The sequence below is a fragment of the Pseudomonas sp. UBA6276 genome (genome assembly GCF_002438365.1).
GTDB lineage: Bacteria > Pseudomonadota > Gammaproteobacteria > Pseudomonadales > Pseudomonadaceae > Aquipseudomonas > Aquipseudomonas coleopterorum.
Window position 1 is genome coordinate 1 of the sequence record NZ_DJUS01000054.1, and the last position, 5,403, is coordinate 5,403.

The 5,403-nt window shown below is 64.1% G+C and carries 5 protein-coding genes; 2 read left to right on the forward strand and 3 right to left on the reverse strand.

Annotation, left to right across the window (positions count from 1 at the left end):
* The coding region (locus tag B2V21_RS06345) for a sensor histidine kinase (RefSeq protein WP_286916354.1) at window positions 1-555 on the forward strand (555 nt) is incomplete at its 5' end.
* A gap of 2 nt (window positions 556-557) precedes the next feature.
* The gene (locus B2V21_RS06350) at window positions 558-1,127 is read left to right on the forward strand and encodes a cob(I)yrinic acid a,c-diamide adenosyltransferase (RefSeq protein ID WP_286916355.1); all 570 of its coding nucleotides are present in this window, start codon (window positions 558-560) and stop codon (window positions 1,125-1,127) included.
* Between the two features lie 42 nt (window positions 1,128-1,169).
* Here the strand turns inward: B2V21_RS06350 and B2V21_RS06355 are convergent, their stop codons facing one another.
* The 3 genes from B2V21_RS06355 to secA form a co-directional block, all read right to left on the reverse strand.
* Window positions 1,170-2,114, reverse strand: a complete 945-nt coding sequence (locus B2V21_RS06355; RefSeq protein ID WP_286916356.1) for a Nudix family hydrolase — start codon at window positions 2,112-2,114, stop codon at window positions 1,170-1,172.
* Window positions 2,115-2,182: 68 nt separating this feature from the next.
* The gene (gene argJ, locus B2V21_RS06360) at window positions 2,183-3,400 is read right to left on the reverse strand and encodes a bifunctional glutamate N-acetyltransferase/amino-acid acetyltransferase ArgJ (RefSeq protein WP_286916357.1); all 1,218 of its coding nucleotides are present in this window, start codon (window positions 3,398-3,400) and stop codon (window positions 2,183-2,185) included.
* A gap of 143 nt (window positions 3,401-3,543) precedes the next feature.
* On the reverse strand, window positions 3,544-5,403 hold a 1,860-nt coding region (gene secA / locus B2V21_RS06365; RefSeq protein WP_286916358.1), incomplete at its 5' end, for a preprotein translocase subunit SecA.

Sequence of the window (5,403 nt, forward strand, 5' to 3'; positions counted from 1 at the left end):
CTCAGCTTCAGCCGCCGCAGCACCCGGGAAATGGCGCCCTGCGAGCTGCCGGCGCTGATCGATCAAGCCGTGGAAATCGCCGGCAACGACTTCGACCTGGCGATCGGTTTCGACTTCAAGGGGCAGAACATCGTGCGCCAGTTCGACCCGGCACTGGGCCCGGTGCCCGGCACGGCCAACGAACTGGAGCAGGTGCTGCTCAACCTGCTGAAGAATGCCGCCCAGGCCATTCATCAGCGCAGCGACGAACAGGAACCGGGACGCATCACCCTGCGCACGCGACTGAACCCGCCATGGGCTGAAATCCAGGTCGAGGACAACGGTGTGGGGATGCCCGAGAGCGTGCGCAAGCGCATCTTCGAANNCGAACCGTTCTTCACCACCAAGGAGATCGGCCAGGGCACCGGGCTGGGCCTGTCGGTGTCGTACTTCATCATCACCAACAACCACAAGGGCCAGATGGAAGTGCAATCCAGCCCCGGCCAGGGCACCTGCTTCACGCTGCGCCTGCCATTGGCTGGCAATCCGCTGCCCCTCACCACCACGGAGATATGAACATGAGCTTTCGCCTGTCGAAGATTTACACGCGCACCGGAGACCAAGGTGAAACCGGGCTCGGCGACGGCCGTCGGGTGCCCAAGGACCATCCCCGCGTGGAGGCCATCGGCGAAGTCGACAGCCTGAACAGCCAGCTGGGCGTGCTGCTGGCCGGGCTGGCCGACGACTCGCGGCTGAACGAGGTCAGCAAAGTGCTCGCGCCCTGTCAGCATCGGCTGTTCGATCTGGGTGGGGAGTTGGCCATGCCTGCATACCAGGCGCTGGATGCAGCGGAGGTAGACCGCTTGGAGGCTGCCATCGATACCTGGAACGACGAGCTGGGCCCGCTAGAAAACTTCATTCTGCCGGGAGGCTCGTTGCTGATTGCCCAGGCCCACGTATGCCGCAGCCTGGCGCGTACAGCCGAGCGCCGCTGTCAGCAGCTCAACGCGGTGGAGCCGTTGTCGGCAGTGAGCCTGGCGTACATCAACCGGATGTCCGATCTGCTGTTCGTGGCTGCGCGGATCATCGCCCGGCGTGAAAGTATTCCCGAGATTCTCTGGCAGCCAGCCAAATCGAGTGACCGCTGACGCGGCTTGCGCCGCTGCTAGAGGGGGTGCGCGGAGCGGTTGTCAGGGAGAGGGCCAGAAGGCGCGGATGCCTGCGACACCTTGGGCACCGATCTCCCAGGCTTTCGCCTGATCCTGCGGCCCCAGCCCGCCCAGCAGGAACACCGGCTGGTTGAAGCCCCCGATCAAACCACGCGCCTGATCCCAGCCCAATGGCTGCGCATCGGGATGGGTCAGGGTCGGTTGCACGGGCGACAGGGTGACGAAATCAACACCCATCTGCTGCGCCAACGCCAGCTCTTCGGCATCGTGACAGGACGCGGCCAGCCAACGCTCGGCGGGAAACGGTCGACCTTTGCTGGCGTATTTGCGCAGCTGCGCCGAGGTCAGGTGCCACCCGGCCGAAGGAAAATCGCCCAGCCACTCCAATGGCCCCTTGAGCATCAACTGGGCCTTGCCTGCACACAACCCGACCGCATCCACCGCCAGGTCGCGGTACTGCGGATCGTAGCCATTGGGTGCGCGCAGTTGCAGCAGCTTGATGCCACCGGCGATCGCCTTCTGCATGCCGCGCAGCAGGGTCGAGTTGTCCAGCCCGTCCGGGGTGATCAAGTATTCGCCCGGCAGACTGGCCGCCGCCACGATCGGCCGATTGGCCTCGGGAAACGCGTAGCCCGGCAGCTCACGCGCCTTGACCCATGCCAACGGCTGGCCTTCGACGCCATGGGGTTCACCTGTGAACGCGGTGACTTCCCAGACATCCAGCAGGACCTGCTTGTCGGCGTAGTCGTGATGCACCTTGATCAACGGCCGCGCCAGGCTGACCTCGATCCCCAACTCCTCGCGCAACTCGCGGGCCAGCGCCGCCTGCACCGTCTCGCCGGGCTCGACCTTGCCACCGGGAAACTCCCACAGACCGCCCTGGTGCTGGGTATCGCCGCGGCGGGCAATCAGAATGCGCTGATCCGCGCCACGGATCACCGCGGCGGCTACATGTATTCGTTTCACTCGATCTCCAGACCGCGCTGAACTGCCAGTGCCCGGATACCCCTGCAAGGCGCAGCCGGGCGCGCCAGTCAGGTGCGGTATTCGGCGTTGATCTTCACGTACTCGTGGGACAGGTCGGTGGTCCAGATGGTCTCGCTGCACTCGCCGCGACCCAGCTCGATCCGAATGCCGATCTCTTCCTGCGCCATCACCGCCGAGCCCTGCTCTTCGGTGTAGCTGGCGGCACGGGCGCCATGGCTGGCGATGCACACATCGCCCAAGAACACGTCGATCTTGCTGACATCCAGCTCCGGCACACCGGCACGGCCCACAGCGGCCAAGATGCGCCCCCAGTTCGGATCGGAAGCGAACAGCGCCGTCTTGATCAGCGGCGAGTGGGCCACTGTGTAGGCCACGTCCAGACACTCCTGGTGGTTGCCGCCGCCGTTGACCTGGACCGTGACGAACTTGGTCGCCCCCTCGCCGTCGCGCACGATGGCCTGGGCCACTTCCATGAACACCTCGAGAACCGCCTGCTTGAGCGCTGCGAACAGCGGCCCGCTGGCCTCGCTGATTTCCGGCAAGGCCGCCTGCCCGGTGGCGACCAGCATGCAGCAGTCGTTGGTCGAGGTGTCGCCGTCGATGGTGATGCGGTTGAACGACTTGTTGGCACCGTCGCGCAGCAGATCCTGCAGCACACCCGGCGCGACCTTGGCGTCGGTGGCGATGTAGCCCAGCATGGTCGCCATGTTCGGGCGGATCATGCCGGCGCCTTTGCTGATACCAGTCACGGTGACGGTGACGCCCTCGTGCTGGAACTGGCGACTGGCGCCCTTGGGCAGAGTGTCCGTGGTCATGATGCCGGTGGCCGCAGCCGCCCAGTTGTCGATCGACAGATCATCGAGCGCGGCCTGCAAGGCCCCTTCGATCTTCTCGACGGGCAGTGGCTCGCCGATCACGCCGGTGGAGAACGGCAGCACGGCGCTGGCGTCCACGCCCGCCAGTTCGGCCAGACGCGCCGTGGTGCGCTCGGCCGCGGCCAGACCCGGCTCGCCGGTCCCGGCGTTGGCGTTGCCGGTATTGGTCAACAGATAACGCACGGGGCCACCCACGCGCTGCTTGGACACAATGACCGGTGCCGCGCAGAACGCATTCAGGGTGAACACGCCGGCGACGCTGGAACCCTCGGCGCAACGCATGACCACAACGTCCTTGCGTCCGGGGCGTTTGATACCGGCGCTGGAGATGCCCAGCTCGAAACCCGGAACCGGATGCAGCGTGGGCAAGGGACCAAGACCAACAGCCATGTGAGCACTCCTTTGAGGAATCTGCGGCGTATCGTCGACGCCGCCAGTAGAGGGACGAACGCCGCGATCCGTACGCGGGCACCCATCCTGGGAACCAGCGTCAGTCGCGGCGTGATGTTGCTGCAAAGCCTGTCGAAACGCGATCAGTCGATCTTGCCGTGGCAATGCTTGAATTTCTTGCCCGAACCGCACCAGCAAAGCTCGTTGCGGCCCAGCTTCTGGTCATTGCGCACTGGCTCCGACACGGTGGCGGCAACGACTTCGGCGTCTTCGGCCAACACTTCAGGCTGATCCAGGCCAGGCGCCGGAGCGTGTTCGAACTGCATGCGCGCCGCCAATTCCTCGGCATCGCGACGCAGACGCGCTTCTTCCTCGACCGGATCTTCGCGGCGCACCTGCACATGCGACAGCACACGGATGGTGTCGCGCTTGATCGAATCGAGCAGCTCCTGGAACAGGCTGAACGACTCGCGCTTGTACTCCTGCTTCGGGTTCTTCTGGGCGTAGCCGCGCAGATGAATACCGTGACGCAGGTGGTCCATGGTCGACAGGTGATCTTTCCACAGGTCGTCGAGCACGCGCAGCAGGATCTGCTTCTCGAAGGTGCGCAGGGCATCGGCGCTGGCCTGATCTTCCTTCTCGGTGTAGGCCGCCAGCAACTCGACCATGACCTTCTCGCGCAGGGTCTCTTCGTACAGCTTGTCGTCCGCATCCAGCCACTGCTGGATCGGCAGGCTCACGCCGAAATCGGTCTGCAAGGCCGATTCCAAGCCTGGAACATCCCACTGCTCGGGCAGCGACTGTGGCGGAATGTGCTGGGAGAACAGCTGACCAAGGACTTCTTGACGGAAGTCGGCAATGGTGTCACCGACGTTGTCGGACGCCAGCAGGCTGTTGCGCATGTGGTAGATGACCTTGCGCTGCTCGTTGGCGACGTCGTCGAACTCCAGCAATTGCTTGCGGATGTCGAAGTTGCGGCCTTCGACCTTGCGCTGGGCCTTTTCGATCGCATTGGTGACCATGCGATGCTCGATGGCTTCGCCGGACTGCATGCCCAGCGCCTTCATGAAGTTCTTCACCCGGTCGGAGGCGAAGATGCGCATCAGGCTGTCTTCCAGCGACAGGTAGAAGCGGCTGGAACCGGCGTCACCCTGACGACCGGCACGGCCACGCAGCTGATTGTCTATACGGCGCGACTCGTGACGCTCGGAAGCAATCACGTGCAGACCACCGGATTCGAGCACCTGCTGATGACGCTTCTGCCAGTCGGCCTTGATCTGTGCGATCTGCTCTACGCTCGGGTTTTCCAGGGAAGCGACTTCGACTTCCCAGTTGCCGCCCAGCAGGATGTCGGTACCGCGACCGGCCATGTTGGTGGCGATGGTCAGTGCGCCGGGACGACCGGCCTGGGCGATGATCTCCGCTTCCTTCTCGTGGAACTTGGCGTTGAGCACCTTGTGCTCGATGCCTTCCTGGTTGAGCAGGCGCGACATGTGCTCGGAGGTTTCGATGGTTGCAGTACCGACCAGCACCGGACGGCCCTGGGCCATACTTTCCTTGATGTCAGTAACGATGGCGGCGTACTTCTCGTCCGCAGTCAGATAGACCAGGTCGTTGAAGTCCTTGCGCGCCAGCGGCTTGTTCGGCGGGATCACCATCACGTCGAGCTGGTAGATCTGGGCGAACTCGAACGCTTCGGTGTCGGCCGTACCGGTCATGCCCGAGAGCTTGTTGTACAGGCGGAAGTAGTTCTGGAACGTGGTCGAGGCGAGGGTCTGGCTCTCGGCCTGGATGTTCAGGTTTTCCTTGGCCTCGATAGCCTGATGCAGGCCTTCGGACAGGCGACGGCCCGGCATGGTACGACCGGTGTGCTCGTCGACCAGCAGGATCTGCCCGTCCTGGACGATGTACTCGACGTTGCGGTTGAACAGCTTATGTGCACGCAGGCCGGCGTAGACGTGGGTCAGCAGACCCAGGTTGTGCGCCGAGTAGAGGCTCTCGCC